Below are 17311 nucleotides of genomic sequence, written 5' to 3'. Positions count from 1 at the left end.
CTGTGAGTCACTGTGAGAGGTAACTCGTTGATCACTACGCGATGGCCCACCCGCAGAGCGGGAACGACACGCCGCGGACCTGGACCGATGCCCTCAGCCGATTCCCACCACTCCCCGGGACTTACCCGTCAATCGGCGCAGTCACTCTCGCCGAGGAGCGCTGCTGTTCGGCATGGATTCTCGGCCGCGGATCGGGCAGCCGGATCGGTCATCGGATGCAATACCGGGTAGTCGAGTTGACATAATCTCGATTATCGGCTTTTCGTGTCACGTTGCGCCACAGCAGTTTTAGTGAATATTGGCGCAGTCGTTGGGTGGAACGAGGTGCCGAGGCGAGCGCACATGCATGGTGCGGTCGGCAGTGCCGCGCAGCCCGGGCGCCGTACGCTGCTGCCGACGCTGACAGTCTGATCGACCGGGGCGGTCCCGGTCCGGGACAAGCTTGAACTCGTGTTTCCGCGTGACGTGCAGCACCGCCGCCATGGCATCGAGCTCGACCCGTCGTTTCGTCCAATCCTGCTGCACTGCAACACATATGATGGATAATCGTGCTTATCCATCATGGTCGGCCGGAGCTCGTCGGCGGTACTTCTCCTCGCAGCGCCCTGATCGACACCGCCGCGCACGTCAGTACCCGGCGCCGAATCGGCGGGGCGAAAATGGCCCCCCTTGATCGCGGCCCCGGACACGGACTCGGGGGCCGGCGGCACGCGCTTGCAGCGTCGCGCGGGCGTGATGGTTCGACTCCCGGTGCTACCCAGCCGTGGGCAGGTACGGGCAGGAAACCTCACGGCGTCGGTGTCCGTTCGGTAGAGTTTTCGTGTCACCGTCATCCCCCTGCACGGTGACCGAGGCCCCGCCGGAGTTGCCCCCCAAACTCTCTCCGGCGGGGTTTCTCAGTTCGATCTCGCCGATCTCGACCGAGCGTGCGACACTGCAGGGCGGCCGGTTCGGACTGCGCCGTGCAGGGGGTTGCGCAGTGCGGGCCGGCTCTTGTCGTCCTCCGTGCCCGGAGTCCCGTCGGCGCTTCCGCTGATGGAACCGGATCATCCACGCACCGGGAGGGTGGCGGTGTCCCCGACGGAATGGATCGACGCACGCTGCCGGAAACATGCGTGCATTGCATGCACGCTACGCATGCAACCTTGCGTCGCGATGGGCCGAGCCTTTAGTTCGGCACCACCGCCTCGGGTCTGCGCACTCGGTAGGCGCTTGTTCTGCTTGTGGTCGAGGTCCTCGGCCCAATCCGCAGCACAGCCGCGTTCGTACTCGCTACTCCCCCGGCTCGACGCTGCGTCGCAGGCAGGGCCCTCAGTCCTGATTGTCCAGCGATGCGAAACGAACGTCCCGCCAGAATTCGCACAGCAGGGCCAACGACCTGTGCTGATCCCATTCCCGCAGTGCCGTCACATATCGGGCATGTTGGGTGGTGTCGCGTTCGACGCTGAGTTCGAGGACGGGAAAGTCCAGCCGCCGCATCGCTTCGGCGACCATCACCCGGACCGCTCGGCCGTTGAAATCCTCGAACGGATGCACGTGCAGTGCCTGAGCCTCCAGGTACGCCAGGGCTTCGAGTTGAAGCTCGACATCGCCGGCGCAGTAGTCGAGCCGGCCGGTGAAGCTGTGGAACAGCTCCCGCATCTGTCGGTCCACATGAATGTGTTCCGGCGGATAGTGGCCTCCCACCCGGACCGGCTTCCTGCGCCACCGGCCGGCGATGTCGGGCATCACGTCGATCAGGATCCGGCGATGGAACTCGCGGAGCAGATCCACGTCCATTGCCTCGTCGGCGAAGTGACCGGAGGCCACCTCGTCGAGCAGCCGGCGTAGCGGCTCGGCGATCAGATCGGCGACCTCGTGGTAGGTCTTCGTACCGAACAGTGTCTCGAACTGGCGGGTGCTGCCGGTATCGACCGGCTCCGTCGGCTCACCCACCGGTCGCTGCTGCGTGGGTCCGTGCGTGCACGATCAGTGCGAGCCCAGCACGGCGCGCTGGCGGTGCCGTGCCTGCTCGATCCACCGGTCGGAGACCGGCTCGCCTTCCATCGCCATGCTGTGGATCACGTGATCGACCACGGCGGCGCGCCGCCGATAGACCTTCTCCTCGGTAGGCAGCGCACGCCACCGTGCGACCAGTGCCCGAACGTCGTGTGTGGTCACGGCGCGCTCCCTTCCGTCTCGATCCGGTCTGTTGTACCCCCATGATGGCAGCTGGTGGCGACAGCGAGCAATCGAGACGGGCTCGGCCGGCCTGCGGACGTATGCGGACCGCGGCGCTGTCGGCCCCCTGGTGTAGGCACAGCTGGACGAGACGGCGGATGTGCCTGTCACGCCCACTGGGGTAGGGGGATCGAATGGTTGTGCTGCTCATCTTCAATGTGCTCGGAATCCTGGCAGCGCTCTTCTGTGCGCACAGGTCGTATCGCCGTTACGGCCGCCCGGTTCGGGCGGTGGTGGCCGGCGTCGGAGGGCTTCTTGTTCTTCCGCTGATTGTCGTGGTGGCGGTCGCTGCGGCTGCTCCCAGGGCATCGCGGACCGGGTAGTGAAACGGTAGATAATCGCAGTTCAGGACGCATTTCGAGGCAGTGATCGCGTAGAATCGATCTTGAAACGTTCCCGGAATCGGGGGGAACTCCGCCCAGGGTCGGGCGCAGTCGAGGAGGTCGCGTGGCGGACGAGAACGCCAACCAGGACACGTTCGGAACCGAGGATCAGGGAGGACCAAATGGCACCGCAGAGCGAGGAATTCACCACGCAGGTCGAGGGAATCGACCTGACGATCGCGGCCGAGACCAGGCGGATTCTGGTCGAGTGGCTGGGAATCGACCCGGCGACCGAGCAGGAGCAGATCGACCGGGAGGCTCTGCGCCTGCAACAGATGACCGAGGACGCGGCCGAGCAGTTCGAGCAGGCGACCCCGCCGGCACCGGACGCGACGTACCAGGACGCGGTACGCGCCAAGGAAACAGCGTGGCGGGCAGCACGGGAGATGGTGCTCGAGGGCGAACTGTATCCGCAGGTGACACCGGAAATCCGGGAAGCGCGGGAGCGGTTCGAGGAGTGGACCGAGCAGGAAGCCGAGAAGGACTGGGAAGCGGCCCGGACAGCGCAGGACCCGGATCGCTGGCGGACACAGAACGTTCGGCCGAACCCGACCGCGGTGCGGGTCGTCGAGCGAGTATGGCTGGCGAAGCCAGCATGGTTCCGGGCGTTGGCGCAGGCTCTGATCGCGCAGCGGATCGAGGACAACCAGCCGGTGCCGATGACCTCCCGCGATCCGATCGCGGACGAGTTGGCGGCGATGATCGAGGACGAGATGCGGCGCAACCCGCCGCAGGACCCGGATCTGCCGTTCTGAGCCAGGCGCAGTGGGCGCAGGTCCGCGACGAATTTGTAGACCTGGAACTGCTGGGACGCAAGCTCGCCAAGAGCCTGGACGCAGCGAACAAAGCTCTGAAGACTGCGCAGGAACGTGGCCTTGATCGTGGCGTCGAGGCCAACAGTCAGCGCGTCACCACGCTCACCGAACGGCTCGACCGTCTGCGTGGACGCTGGCGTGAGCTGCGGGCGCAGGAGAACCGGCTGCGCAACGAGCTGCACGCGCTGGGAATCGACCCGGAAAGTGTTCCCAGGCAGGGCGTTCGTGAGGTCGCGGCTGCGCAGCCGGCCTGGAGGGAGCACCCCGCCACCGCCCGTCAGGTGCGGACCCTCGAACGCCTCGCGGCCGAGACGGACGTGCCGTTCGTGGTCGAGGAGACCATTACCAAGGGTCAGGCTCACGACCTGATCGCGTCGCTGCTGGCCGGCAACATCCCGCAGGTACAGTTCACCGACCGTCCCGCAGGGCCGATGTTCCTCCCGGCCGCGACACCGACCGAACCGGCCGCACCGGACACTCCCCCGGCGCCCGAACCGCCTCAGACCGAGACACCGCAGGCCGAGACACCGCAGCCGATGATCGATCCGGTGGCCGAGGTCGAACGACGCCTGCTCGAGACCCTGGCCGAGCCGGACGTGGAGGTCGATGCTGCCGCGAACTCCGATGTCAACACTGCGGCGCAGTTCTTCTCCTGGGCCGACGGGCATTTCAAGGTCAAGGCCCAGGTTGCACTGGCCGATCTGATGACCGATCGGGCCTCGCTGACCGACGAGATGTTCGTGGTGTGCCGGTCGATCCTGGCCGACCCGAAACGCTGGGGCGAACTCGGCCACCGCGCCGCCGAGGCGTACTGGCAGGCCCGCACCGGTGAGCCGGTGCAGCATCCGGTCACCGCAGAGGTCGCCGACACGATCGCCGGCGCCCGCGCCCGCGAGGACCGCGCCGCCGCCGAGGACTTCCTCGACACCACCCAGGCTGTTCTCGACGCGCAGGAGCGGGCCGAGCTGGAGACCGCCGAGCAGCGCAGCGTGCACGTCGAGGCGGTGCAGGACGGCATCGACCAGGCCGCCACGGTCGAGGTCGAGCAGTGGTGGGCACGGGGCCGCGCCGCCTACGACCCCGGCGATCCGCTGACCCTGCCGCAGCCGGACGTCGATCCCGAGGTCGCTGCTGCGATCAAGGCGGTGCGCAGCCGCAAGGCCCGCGACGAGATCCGCGCCCAGTGGTTCGCCGGTGTCGAGCAGGGACGCCGCGAGGCCACCGCCGAGGAACGCAGCGCCCTGATCGCCGAGGTCGCCGTCCATCCGAGGCTCATAGCCACGGTTGAGGGTCGTCGCCCGGACTACCTGCCCGCCGTCGCCCGCGACGACGCCAAGTCCCTGATTGCCGAAGCCGCCCGCGCCGGCTCGCCGCTGCGGCAGGCCGCAGCGAAGGTTCTGCTCGAGCATCACCCGCTGCCGGCCGAGCTGTACGAGCGGGCCTACGCCGAATGGGACCGCCTCCACGGACCCGAACTGACCTGGGACGAGACCACCGCTGGGGAGTGGACGGCGTGGATGACCCTGCAGCTGCGCCGTGACCCGTTGGTCGGGTCGTGGGCCGGGCTGCCGATGTGGACCCGCACCGATCTGATCGAGTTCGGTATCGAGACCGCGTTCGCGGTCATGGCCGAGGAACGCCCCGATCTGATCGCCGCCACCGCCGGCATCCCCACCGAGCGTCTGGCTGCCGAGCTGCGCGGAAACATCATCCCGAACCTGCCGCAACCCCAGGCATCGGACGTGTCCGCCGGGTTCGTCGCTACCGGCGAATTCCGTCAGCTCCGCTTGCAGGACTACGTGGAATCGAGGGTGCAGCACTACACGATTCACGGGTGGGCATACACCCTCGACGGCGGCAGCACGTCCACCACCGCCGGCCACAATCCGCGGGTGGCGATCGGTGCGCTGCTCGACGCCCGCGCCAAGCCGATCCCGGAGTGGATCGACCGCATTTACCGGCCCTACGCCCAGGCCCGCGCCACCGTCGTGACCAGGGCGATCGCCTACGCCCGGAACAGCGAGTTCTACCACGCTGCGGCCCGGTCGGATCTGCTGTGGCAGTACGACGAGTCCGGCACCTTCGTTGCCGCCCACTCGCTCCTCGAGGACGTGCGCCGCGGCATCATCGAGCAGCTGCGCAGCGATGTCCCGGCCGAGGTCGACCTGCTCGAATCCCTGGGGGTCGATCTGGAGTGGACCCTCGGTCACGATGTGGACCCGAAGGTCCTGCGCGACATTCGGGCCGCAGGCGAGGACCTCTACAGCCTCACCCCCACCGACCTGACCTTTGCCGGGGCGGGAGATGTGGTCGTCGGGGACCCGAACGGCCGGCACATCACGATCCGCTCCTGGTGGGCACCGAACAGCAGCGACCACATCACCTACGTCGACGGCGAGCCCCGTCCCGAACTGACCCTGCGGGACGCGATCGCCGACGCCCGCGCCGTTCTCGCTTCCGAAAGCCAGGCCGAGCCGGAACGCCTCGTCGAAGCGGCCGCGGAGGTGGAAGCCGACGCCGAGACCACGTCGGTCGAGGCGGATGGGCAGAGCACACCGACCGTCGAGTTGGAGCAACCGGAGACGATCGAGGAGGTCCCGCCGCCGTCCCCCCGAGTCTTAGCGCCTGCGGTCGATGACACAGGCGCGGTGATCTTCGACGAGGTCGAATCGGCTCCCGCCGAGCCGTCGGCCCCTCCCCCGGCCGGCATCGACGGTGCCGCGCCCTCGTGGGTGCTCACCGATCGTCTGATGGTCGGCCACATCGGGCCGACCGCCACACCGACGCCCGCGCCCGAACCGGAACCTGAGACGGCACCGGAGCCGGAGGCTGCCGCCGAGCCGGCCTCAGTGCCGGCGCAGACCGAACCGGTTGCGGCCGCAGACGAGCTGGTCGTTCCCGACACCGAGTACGGCGAGCCGCTGACCAGCCCCCTGTGGCGGGGCGGTGGTCTGGTCAAGGCACGGAAGGAATCCGGCGGATACGTCTACCTCTCCCCGGCCACCGCCGCCCAGTACGCCGCTGCCGATGCTTCCGCCGAGTCGCAGACCACGGTTGAGCAGCCGCAACGCGAGACCACCGCCGCGGCCGCGGTCGAGCGGTCGGAGGCTGGCGCCGAGACCGACGAACCCACCCCACAGACCGGTGGTGACCAGGCGCACCCGGACACCGACTCCGCGGCCGCGGCCCCGGTGGTGCGTCCTGCCCCGCCGACCGTCGAGGCGCGGGACTTCACCCTCGGTACCGAGGTGCTGGTCCCGACCGGGGCGAAGGCCCGGGCGCGGGCGAACATCGCCGCCCTGCGCCTGGTGCGCCGGCTCGACGAGCAGCAGCGACCGGCCACCGCCGACGAGCAGGCGGTGCTGGCGCAGTGGTCCGGCTGGGGAGCGATCCCGGAGGTCTTCGACAACCGCGCGAAGATGCTCGCGCAGTGGGGCGACGAGCACGCCGAACTGCTCGATCTGCTCGGGGAGAAGGGCTTCGCCCAGGCCCGCCAGACCACCCTGAATGCCCACTACACCGACCCGGCGATCGTCGCGGAACTGTGGCGGGCGGCGGCGCGGGCCGGACTGCCCGACGGCGCCCTGGTGCTCGAACCGGGCTGCGGGGCCGGTCATTTCGTCGGCACCGCCCCGGCATCGGTGCGCATGGTCGGCGTCGAGATCGAGCCGATCAGCGCGAAGATCGCGCACTACCTGTATCCCTCGCAGCAGATCCGCAACCACGGCTTCGAACGCAACTTCGTCCCGGAGAACACGTTCACCGGGGCAATCGGCAACGTCCCGTTCGGCAAGTTCGCGCCCGTCGATCCGATCCACAACCCGGGCGGGTTGTCGATCCACAACCACTTCATCGCCAAATCCCTCGCCCTGACCGCCCCCGGTGGCTACGTCGCCGTGGTGACGAGCATGTTCACCTCGGACGCCAAACGCGGCGAACAGCGCGCCGCGATCACCGCCACAGGTGATCTGATCGGGGCGGTGCGTCTGCCCACCGGCGCGTTCGACCGGCAGGCCGGCACCGACGTGGTCACCGACGTGCTCATCTTCCGCCGCCGCGAGGACGGAGCCGCCCCCACCGAGGACACCCTCGACTGGGCACAGCCCGCCGTGCAGGTCGAAGCGGTCGACGCCAAGACCAGTGAGCCGGCGCGGACCTGGATCAACCCCTACTTCGCGAAGTACCCGGAGCGGGTGCTGGGCACCCTCACCGTCGGGGGCGGCATGTATGCCGGGGGCTCGCTGCGGGTCACCCCGCACCCCGGCGCCGCCCTGGCCGAGCAGCTGCGCACCCAGCTCGATCCGCTCATCGACCGGGCCGTCGCCCGTGGTCTCGGGTTCACCGCCCCGGCCCCCGATCCGGCGGGGGTAGAAGCGTTCACCACGCCGGGGCTGCGCACCGGAGCCGGTCTGGACTCGAACGAGGTGCTGCCCGGTGCGATGCGGTTCCACGAGACCGAGAACCGTTTCGAGCAGTTCACCCTCGGCCGGGGCTGGGCCGAGGTCGGCTGCCGCGGCAAGGACCTGGCCGAGCAGTGGAAGGTGCTCATCGCTCTCGGTGAGACGGTGATGGAGCTGGCCGAGGCCAGCCGCTCCCGCACCGCCACCGTCGCCGACCGCGACGTGATCCGCGCCCGGCTGAACTCGCTCTACGACGGCTATGTGGCCACATGGGGGCCGCTGAACCGGTTCAAGCTCACCGACCCGACCCCGCTGTCGGACGAGAAGATCGCCGCCCGCCTGGACAAGGCGATCACCGAGTGGCGGATCAAGACCGGCCGCGAGGAAGCCGCCGCCGACGGACTCGACCCCACCGGCGCCGGCCCCTACACCGGGTCGATTCCCGACGAGGTGCTCGAGGAGCTGCGCGAGAAGGCGGCCGAGCAGCCGCAGCCGCGGCGGTATTCCGCGCATCTGCAGGGCGCGATCGCCCGCGATCCGCGTCTGGGCATGGTGCTGGCGATCGAGAATTTCCAGTCGCGCTTCGACGGCACCGGGGCGGTGGCGACGAAGACGGCGATCTTCACCGAGGACACCACCCCGTTCAAGGACAAGGCCACCGGCGCCGCCGACCTCGACGAGGCGTTGGCGATCTGCTTCGACGAACTCGGACACATCGCCCCGCACCGGGTCGCCGAGCTGCTGAACCTGTCCGTCGAGGACACCCTCGACCAGGCCCAGGGCCGGATCTATCCGTCCCTGCACGCCGACGACCGGTGGGAGCTGGCCACCGTCGCGTTGTCCGGGCAGGTCCGCGGCAAACTCGCTCTCGCCCGGGTCAAAGCGGCCACCGATCCCCGCTACGCCCCGCTGGTGCAGGCTCTGGAGTCGGTGGTGCCGGCGGATGTGGACCCCGCCGACATCGGGGTGCGCATCGGCGCAACCTGGGTGCCGATCGAGGACTACCGGGCGTTCCTGATCCAGGAGTTCGGGCTGCGCCCGGACCGGCTCACGGTCGAGCACGATCAGGTCAGCGGCAGCTGGGAGATCTCCACCGACCAGAAAAGCCGCCACGAGTTCTCCAGCGGCTATCCCGACAAGTACGGCACCGGCCGGCTGCCCGGGGTGAAGATGTTCGAGCTGCTCGCCAACAACAAACCCATCCAGGTCACCAAGACCGCCGACGAGCTCGAACGCTCCCCCAAGCCGCGGTTCCACGTGGGGCTCACCGAACAGGCCCACGCCTCCGCTGGTGCGCTGCAAGAACGCTTCGAGAAGTGGCTGTGGGAGGACGGTGACCGCTATCTGCGCCTGGCCGCCACCTTCAACGAGCGCTACAACTCGTTCGTCAAACCGGTCCACGACGGGCGCAGCAAGTCCTTCCCCGGCCTGAATCCGAAGTACACGCCCTACGACTATCAGGCCGCCGCGGTGCAGCGGTTCCTGCACGACGAGACGATCCTGCTCGACCACGTGGTCGGGGCCGGCAAGACCCTGACGATCACCGCCTCGTGCATGGAAGCCACACGCCTCGGCCAGATCCGCCAACCGTGGATCGTGGTGCCCAATCACCTGCTGGCGCAGTGGTCGGTCGAGGCCCGCGACGCCTACCCGAACGCCAACATCCTTGTCGCCGCCGAACTCGACGGGCGCGATGACCGGCAACGCTTCGTCGGGCAGAGCGCCGTCGGCGACTGGGATCTGGTGATCGTGCCGCAGTCGGTGTTCGGCAAGATCGCCATGCGCCGCGAAGCGCAGATCGAGTACCTCGACAGCGAAATCGCCGAACTGCGGCAGGCTCTCGACGCCGCCAACAGCCAGGGCGCGGAGTTCACGGTCAAGCAGATCGAGAACGCGATCAAGGCCGCCGAAGGACGCATCGAGAAGATCATCGAGGCCAAGGCCACCGACGACGGGCTGACCTTCGAACAGTCCGGGGCCGACTTTTTGTTCATCGACGAGGCCCACGACTACAAGAACCTCACCCGTCCGTCCAACAGCGCCGACCTGTCGGTGCCGACCGGCTCCCAGCGCGCCACCGACCTGGAGATGAAAGCCAAGTATCTGCGGGAGAAGGCCCGCGCCCGGGGCGCCGAGCAGGGCATGCCGCACGCGCCGGCCAAGGCGATCGCGTTCGCCACCGGCACCCCGATCACCAACTCGCTGTCGGAAATCTGGGTGATGACCAAGTACCTGCGCCCGGACCTGCTGCACCAGGCCGGCCTCGGGCGCATCGACAACTGGGCGGGCACCTTCGCCAAGCCGGTGTCGGTGGCGGAGATGAACGCCACCGCCACCCGCATCCAGATGCGCACCCGCATGGCCGAATACGCCAACGTCCCGCAGCTGGTGGCGATGTTCGACCAGTTCCGCGACGTGGTGACCGCCGATCAGATCCCGGTGCGCCTGCCCACCCTCGACGGCGGAACGCCGCAGATCGTGGAATTCGACATGGGCCAAGACGCCCTCGACGCGATGGCCGACCTGGACGTGCGCATGGGCATGATCCAGGGCGATCGGATGGACCTGGACAACAGCCTCAAGATCGCCACCGACGGGCGCAACCTGACGATGCACCCCTCGCTGGCGAACCTCGCCCCACCCGAGCCGGAGCACAGCCGCATCGAGCACGCCGCCGAGCTGATCTGGCAGGTCCACCGCGACCACGCCGACCTGCACATCCCGGCGGACAAGTACGGCCCCGAGATGACCGGGGTGTTCCAGCTGGTGTTCTGCGACCGCGGCACCCCCAAGGCCGGGGCCGGCCCCCGGGCCCGCAATCTCTACACCGAGCTGCGCGACGCCCTGGTGACCCGGGGCATGAAACCCGAAGAAATCGCGTTCATGCACGACTACGAGGGCCCCAAGGCCAAAGCGAGGCTGGTCGAAGCGTGTGCGGACGGGCGGATCCGGGTGCTGCTCACCTCCACCAAGAAGGGCGGCACCGGCCTGAACGTCCAGCGGGCGCTCAAGCAGATGATCAACCTCGACCCGGCGTGGACCGCCGCCGACATGGAACAACGCCTCGGCCGCATCATCCGCCAGGGCAACGTCCACCAGAGCGTCCGCGTGGTCAACATGGTCGCCCGCCGCTCCTTCGACGCGATGATGTACCAGTACGTGGCCCGCAAATCGAACTTCGTCGCCATGATCCGCAAGGCCGACGTGCCGCCCACGATGGAAGACCTCGGCGGGGACCTGACGGTCTCGTGGGCGCAGAGCAAGGCCGCCGCCACCGGCGATCCGGTCTTCGTCGCGCAGGTCGAGGCCGACCAGAAGGTCGCCGAACTCGAAGCTCGCCGCGACGCCGTCCTGAACGCCAATGCCGCCCGCAGCGCCGCGATCCGGGCCTTGAGCAAGTCCATTTCCACCGACGAGACCCGGCTGCCCGACGTCCGGGCGATGGTCGACAAGCTCGCCGCCTGGAACAGCATCGACGACCGCGCCACGAAGATCTGGCACTTCCCCCACACAGCGATCCCCGACTCGGAAACCGCCGATCTGGCCGACGCGCTGCGAGGATCGTTGATCCGGCTCGAGGACGAGGTGACCCGCAGCAACGACGAGGTGGTCTTCGGGGCCCTAGGCGGCGTGCCCCTCGAACTCGGCTACACCCAGGTCCTGGGCCAGTTCTACGTCTGTGTCGGCGAGGAGATCGCCTGGTACGACCGCGATCGGTTCCTCAACGCGGTCGAGAAAGCCAGTGGGGCGCAGGGGATGCTGACCACCCTCCGCAATCTCGCCGAGAAGGCCACCCGGCAGGTGCCGGTCATCGAAGCGCGGATCGAACACAACCGGGGCCGGCTCGCCGACGCCGAGGCCGAACCGGAACTCGAGTTCACCGCCACGGCCGAACTCGAGGCCGCGAAACTGCGGGCCGAAGAGCTGCGGCTCGAGGTCAACGCCCGCGAGAACTCCCCCGACGCACTACGTCGAGCCCGCGAAGACCGCGAGCGCCGGGCCGCCGACGGGCAGTACCCGCAGTGGACCCTCGACCTGAACCCCACCGATGCGTGGGCCGAACACCGCGGCATGAGCAAGTCCGACCTCATCGCCTCGGTCCCGGCCCGCATGGCCGCCGCCCGGCAGGAATGGCTCGACGGCGCCGAGCAGCGCGACGCGAACCGCAAGGCCGACCCGTGGGTGGCCCTCGACGAGACCGAAGCGAGCTGGCAGTACGGCTTCGACGCCGGCACCGGCCGGCCCGGTGCCCGAGTGTACTGGGACGACCGGCAATGGCAGCTCGAAGCCTGGGACGGGGACGGCGCGCTCGACCGGGAAGCCGTCAACACCCGAAGCGAGGCATTCAGCCTCGGCACCCGCGTGGTCGAACAGTTCGCCGCCGACCGGCAGATCCCCCGCGAGGCGATCCACCAGGCCGGCCTCGAGCGCCGCGAACGCCTCGACAACGCCGCGTCCCCCACGACGGTGGAACCGACCGCCGCGGTGGTCGAACCCGCCGACGCGATCGTGGAGCCGACCGAGACGGTCAGCGCCGCCACCGGCACCTTCGAGCTCGATGACACGCTCGCACACGGATTGCGTGCCGCAGGCGACGTTCGCCCACTGCACAAGTTCAATCCCCACGGCACGCGGCCGCAACAGCAGCAGCACATCGACCCGATGCAGCAGTACGAAGCCGAATACGGAGGCGGGTACGAGGAAGACGGCCGCGCCGTCTGACCGCGTCTCTAACCTCGACACCACCGGTGGGGCAGGACCCGACGGTCCTGCCCCACCATACCACCGACCAGGGGGAACCTGTGACACCACGCAAGACCGAAGCCGAAGCCCGCGCCGCCGTCGCCGCGATGGAACCGATCATGGCCATCGAAGGCCGCGAGATGAGCGACGCCGACAAGGAACTGCTGGTCGAACTGATCCAAGGCACCACGACCATCGACGAAGTCACCAAGATCATGGCTCGCGAAGCCGGCTACGAGATCGACTGACATGGCCCCGCGCTACTCCCGCGAATGGCTCGACTACTTCATCCCCGACACGGTCGACTGGCACCCGGACGGAATGCCCGACACCAACCGCGCCGTGATGAAAAGCCTGGTCCTGCGATCGGACAAATGGCCGCACGGCATCCCCGACGCCGACCTGCTGCACCGCACCGAAGGCGTCATCAGCTACCTGCGCATGCAGGAGCTGGCCGACGATCCGATCCCCGGCCGGTTCGACCTGCCACACTTCCAACGCATCCACCACCACCTGTTCCAGGACATCTACCCCTGGGCCGGGCAACTGCGCACCGCACCACGGGACTGGCCGATGGTCAAGATGGGGCCGGACGTCGCCGCCGTGCGCAACGGTCAGCGCCGGGTCACCGAGATCCCGCATTCGTACTTCAAGGCCCGCGACGTCCCCGAGGCCAGCGCCCTGGTTCTCGATCGCATCGCCGCCAAGGACAACCTCCGCGGACTCGGACGAGAACAGTTCCTCGACGAGCTGACGAAAGTGTGGCTGCGGATCAATCACGTTCACAGCTTTCGCGAGGGCAACACCCGAAGCCAATTCGCGTTCTTCCGGCAGCTGTGCACCGAGGCCGGCTACACCCTCGACACCGACCGCTTCATCGCCGTCAAGAAAGCCGACCTCGCCAGCAACCCTCTGCTCGGAGACCTCCGCGAGCAATTCGTCTGGGGGCGCTTCGAGTACATGCAGACCGGCGACACCCGCCTGATGCGCGAAGTACTCGACATGGCGATCACCGACCCCACCGACCCACTACCCGTCGGCCCGATCATCGACCACGGCGTCGACCTACGCGCCATCGCCGCCGCGACCCTCGGCCACCCCCGGCCCGTCCGGGCAAGAATCCCCGGCACCGCCGCGCCAGACACCCCCGCCGCGACCGTGGACCTGCCCCACAGGCACCACACGAGCCACGACCTCGACCCGTAATTCGAATACCGCATCAGACGGAAGAAACAGATATTCGGAATAGTGCCGGGGTGCATTCAGTAGACCCCGATCGGCTCCATCACTGCTTCGAGGGCAAGCCGGCGCGCAGCGGTGGCGCGGCAGCCTCACGGCCACCCCTGCCGCGCAGCTATCGCCCCGTCTGCGAGGCCCCCGGCTCCCTTGTGGGCCACTGCACCCCGAACAAGACCGGCCCGGTATGCGGCGGGATCAGAATTTCGGCCCCACATAAACACCGGTACGTCCGGTGACCCATCGCCCCCGACGGCCGCCGAGTCGTCTCGCATGAACAGGGAATCCACCCCACCGCCACACGATTCGGCCCCAGATCGTGCCCCGCCGTTATCTCACCCCTACGTCGGTTTTTGCTGGCCAGCGGGCTGTGGGGTGTCAGTTGCTGTGGATACTGTGCCCATTCGCTGTGCTGCCTGAGGACACTCGAGGAAATCAATGCTGTGCGGCGAGGGTTTCAGCGAGGTCGGCCGGCACCGTCATCCGGGTCATCAGCCCGGCACGGGTACGACCGGTGTTGCCCTCGGGGTAACGGCCCAGCGTGGACCCGGGAGACGCGACGATGACCCGCACTACCTGACCGAGAGCTTCACGACGGTCACGCTGGCGCAGAGCAAGACCGAGCATGGCGAGGTGGTTACGGGTGTGCGGCCACGGGTAGGGCTGGGACAGGATGTGCGCACGCTCGAGGTGCGCCCACCGCTCGCTGTCCACGGACGTGGCGCGGGCGGCCGCCATCTCGGCGGTGTAGGCGGCGTGGACGATCGTGGACATCGCGGTCATAGTGCGGACTCCTTGGATTCAGTGCGAGCATCGACGACACCGGACACGAGCAGCAGTCGCCACGGCGGCCGCACTCTCGCGATCGGTGTACCGGTCATGCGCTGGCCGTAGACGCCGACATTGGTTTGGGCATGCCCGGCGTCGGGCCGGCGAGGGCGCGGGCGCGGCCGGCGCGGACCCCGTTGGCGATCACGATGATCTCGGCGACCTCGTGAACCAGGACGACGGCGGCCAGCCCGAGCACCCCGAACAACGCGAGGGGGATCAGGACGGTGATGATCGCCAGCGACAGGCCGACGTTCTGCAACATGATCGTCCGGGAGCGTCGGGCATGCTGCAGGGCTTGGGGCAGGTGCCGCAGGTCCTCACCCATCAGGGCGACATCGGCGGTTTCGATGGCGACGTCGGTGCCCATCGCGCCCATCGCGATCCCCAGATCGGCGGTGGCCAGGGCCGGGGCGTCGTTGACGCCGTCGCCGACCATCGCCGTCGGCCGCGTACCGCGGAGGGTGTCGATGATGCGGGCCTTGTCCTCCGGACGCAGATCGGCATGGACCTCGTCGATGCCGACGTCGGCGGCCAACGCTCGTGCGGTGCGCTCGTTGTCGCCGGTGAGCATCGCCACGGTGTAGCCGTCGCGGCGCAGCCCCGCAACGACGTCGCGGGCTTCGGGGCGCAGTTCGTCGCGCACCGCGATCGCGCCGATCAGGGTGCCGTCCCGTTCGATGAGCACCGCGGTGGCTCCGGCGTGCTGCATCCGCTCGATATCGGCGGCCAGGGGGCCCGGGTCGATCCAGCCCGGCCGGCCCAGGCGAGCGGGGATGCCGCCGACGTGTCCGGTCAGTCCGGCGCCGGGGACCGCGTCGACGTCCCCGGCCGGGGTGTAGTCGTCGACGGCGGCGAGGATCGCTGCGGCGAGGGGATGTTCGCTGCGGGCCTCGAGTGCCGCTGCAAGGTTCAGGACGTCGGCGCGGGTGGCGCCGCCGGTGGTGGCGACGTCGATGACCTCGGGTCGGTTGCGGGTCAGGGTGCCCGTCTTGTCCAGCGCAACGGTGCGGATCCGGCCCAACGCTTCGAGGGCGGCACCGCCCTTGACCAGGACACCGAGCTTGGAGGCGGCGCCGATCGCGGCGACCACGGTCACCGGGATCGCAATCGCCAGCGCACACGGGGAGGCGGCGACCAGCACGACCAGGGCGCGTTCGATCCACACCAGCGGATCGCCGAACACGCTGCCGATCGCGGCGATCAGCGCCGCGGCGACCATCACCCCCGGGACCAGGGGCTTGGCGATCGTGTCGGCCAGACGCTGGGCCTCGCCCTTACGGGATTGCTCGGCCTCGACGATCTTGACGATCTTGGCCAGCGAGTTATCCTGCGCGCCGGCGGTGACCTCGACCTCGAGCACGCCGGTGCCGTTGATCGATCCGGCGAACACCTCATCACCCGGTCCGGCCTCGACCGGCACCGATTCCCCGGTGATCGCGGAGGTGTCCAGGGCGGTGCGGCCGGTGCGGATGGTGCCGTCGGTGGCGAGCCGCTCCCCGGGCTTGACGATCATGATCTCCCCGAGCCTCAACTCCGCGGGGGCGACGGTCTGTTCACGGCCGCCGCGGAGGACGGTGGCGGTGTCGGGCACCAGATTCAGCAGGGCGCGCAAGCCGCGGCGGGTGCGGGTGACCGCGTACTCTTCGAGGCCCTCACTGATGGCGAACAGGAACGCGAGCATCGCGGCCTCGCCGACCTCGCCGAGCAGCACGGCGCCGACGGCGGCGATGGTCATCAGGGTGCCGACGCCGATCTTGCCCTTGGCCAGCCGCTTCAGGGTGGAGGGGACGAAGGTGTAGCCGGCGACGATCAGCGCCACCGCCTCGAAGCCCGTCCCGAGAGCGTCGGGCCCACCGATCAGGTGGACGATCAGAGCCGCAATCAGCAGCACACCGGCCACTGCGGCGGCCCGGATCTCGGTGACCTGCCACCACTTGTCCGGCTCGTGCTCGTCCTCGCCTTCGACGCGGGGTTCGTCGTGGCCGCACCCGCAGGCGTCGCTCATGCCGTCACCCCGGTGTCGGTGCCGGTGCCGTAGTTCGGGCACAACGCGACGGCGTTGCCGGTGGCGGCCAAGAGGGTTTCGGCCGAGGCCAGCAGATCGAGCAGTTCCGGTCGGGTCAGCGAGTAGAACACCTGCCGGCCCTGCGGCCGGCCCTGCACCAGGCCGCAGTCCCGCAGGCACGCCACGTGCGCCGACACTGTCGACTGTGCCAATCCCAGCTCGCCGACCAGGTCCGCTACTCGGGCTTCCCCGCCGGCGAGGCTGCGCACGATCGCCAGTCGGGTGCCGTCGGAGAGGCTGTGGAACAACGCCACCGCCGCATCGAGATTCGATTCGGTGCCCGCTGCGGCGAGGCACCCATCCACACTATTAATCGCCATACGGCGATAATAACCGCTAACCAACGATGAATGGAAACCGTCTCGTCAGCGTCGCTACCGCGGTCTCTGATGGGCCGACAACGGGTGAGTCGTCACACCCTCCGGCCGTGGAGCGGGACCGTCCCGTCCGCACAATTCTGGTGCGCGAGGTCCTCGGCGTGTGCTCGTCGGGAGGGTAAGTCCCGGGGAGTGGTGGGAATCGGCTGAGGGCATCGGTCCAGGTCCGCGGCGTGTCGTTCCCGCTCTGCGGGTGGGCCATCGCGTAGTGATCAACGAGTTACCTCTCACAGTGACTCAC

Annotated in this window: 9 protein-coding genes; 4 read left to right on the top strand and 5 right to left on the bottom strand. The window is 68.7% G+C overall.

What is annotated here, in order from left to right:
- Positions 1–1311: 1311 nt before the first annotated feature.
- Both G6039_RS26935 and G6039_RS26930 read right to left on the bottom strand, forming a co-directional pair.
- Positions 1312–1935 (bottom strand): Fic family protein, encoded by a 624-nt coding sequence (locus tag G6039_RS26935; protein WP_043803081.1) that lies wholly within the window; start codon positions 1933–1935, stop codon positions 1312–1314.
- Between the two features lie 33 nt (positions 1936–1968).
- Entirely contained in the window at positions 1969–2160 is a 192-nt protein-coding gene (locus G6039_RS26930; protein ID WP_043803076.1) for a hypothetical protein, read from the bottom strand.
- 565 nt (positions 2161–2725) lie between these two features.
- On the opposite strand from G6039_RS26930, the gene G6039_RS26925 reads away from it, so the two are divergent.
- The 4 genes from G6039_RS26925 (at position 2726) to G6039_RS26910 (ending at position 13767) form a co-directional block, all read left to right on the top strand.
- Positions 2726–3358: a hypothetical protein gene (locus tag G6039_RS26925; protein WP_043803074.1), complete on the top strand. Its 633-nt coding sequence runs from the start codon at positions 2726–2728 to the stop codon at positions 3356–3358.
- A 95-nt stretch (positions 3359–3453) separates the two neighbouring features.
- Positions 3454–12540 (top strand): helicase-related protein, encoded by a 9087-nt coding sequence (locus tag G6039_RS26920; protein ID WP_051446189.1) that lies wholly within the window; start codon positions 3454–3456, stop codon positions 12538–12540.
- 80 nt (positions 12541–12620) lie between these two features.
- Positions 12621–12809, top strand: a complete 189-nt coding sequence (locus G6039_RS26915; RefSeq protein ID WP_029547296.1) for a hypothetical protein — start codon at positions 12621–12623, stop codon at positions 12807–12809.
- 1 nt (position 12810) lies between these two features.
- A complete protein-coding gene (locus G6039_RS26910) occupies positions 12811–13767 on the top strand; it encodes a Fic/DOC family protein (RefSeq protein WP_017682286.1) in 957 nt (318 codons plus the stop codon).
- Positions 13768–14232: 465 nt separating this feature from the next.
- On the opposite strand, the gene G6039_RS26905 is transcribed toward G6039_RS26910, so the two are convergent.
- The 3 genes from G6039_RS26905 to G6039_RS26895 form a co-directional block, all read right to left on the bottom strand.
- Entirely contained in the window at positions 14233–14580 is a 348-nt protein-coding gene (locus G6039_RS26905) for a DUF3703 domain-containing protein (protein ID WP_006554224.1), read from the bottom strand.
- Positions 14581–14674: 94 nt separating this feature from the next.
- Positions 14675–16633 (bottom strand): heavy metal translocating P-type ATPase, encoded by a 1959-nt coding sequence (locus tag G6039_RS26900; RefSeq protein ID WP_006947237.1) that lies wholly within the window; start codon positions 16631–16633, stop codon positions 14675–14677.
- Positions 16630–17013 (bottom strand): ArsR/SmtB family transcription factor, encoded by a 384-nt coding sequence (locus G6039_RS26895; RefSeq protein WP_072636221.1) that lies wholly within the window; start codon positions 17011–17013, stop codon positions 16630–16632. Before G6039_RS26895 ends, G6039_RS26900 begins: the two co-directional genes overlap by 4 nt.
- Between the last annotated feature and the right edge of the window lie 298 nt (positions 17014–17311).

The sequence above is a fragment of the Rhodococcus aetherivorans genome (assembly GCF_011058165.1).
Taxonomy (GTDB): Bacteria; Actinomycetota; Actinomycetes; order Mycobacteriales; family Mycobacteriaceae; genus Rhodococcus; species Rhodococcus aetherivorans.
The sequence above is the reverse complement of the archived record's forward strand: the minus strand, read 5'-3'. Positions and strand labels throughout refer to the sequence as shown.

What these genes read in the sequence shown, in the direction of transcription:
- G6039_RS26895 (WP_072636221.1), bottom strand. Translation starts at nt 17,013, where the DNA reads ATGGCGATTAATAGTGTGGATGGGTGCCTCGCCGCAGCGGGCACCGAA.
- G6039_RS26910 (WP_017682286.1), top strand. Translation starts at nt 12,811, where the DNA reads ATGGCCCCGCGCTACTCCCGCGAATGGCTCGACTACTTCATCCCCGAC.
- G6039_RS26925 (WP_043803074.1), top strand. Translation starts at nt 2,726, where the DNA reads ATGGCACCGCAGAGCGAGGAATTCACCACGCAGGTCGAGGGAATCGAC.
- G6039_RS26905 (WP_006554224.1), bottom strand. Translation starts at nt 14,580, where the DNA reads ATGACCGCGATGTCCACGATCGTCCACGCCGCCTACACCGCCGAGATG.
- G6039_RS26900 (WP_006947237.1), bottom strand. Translation starts at nt 16,633, where the DNA reads ATGAGCGACGCCTGCGGGTGCGGCCACGACGAACCCCGCGTCGAAGGC.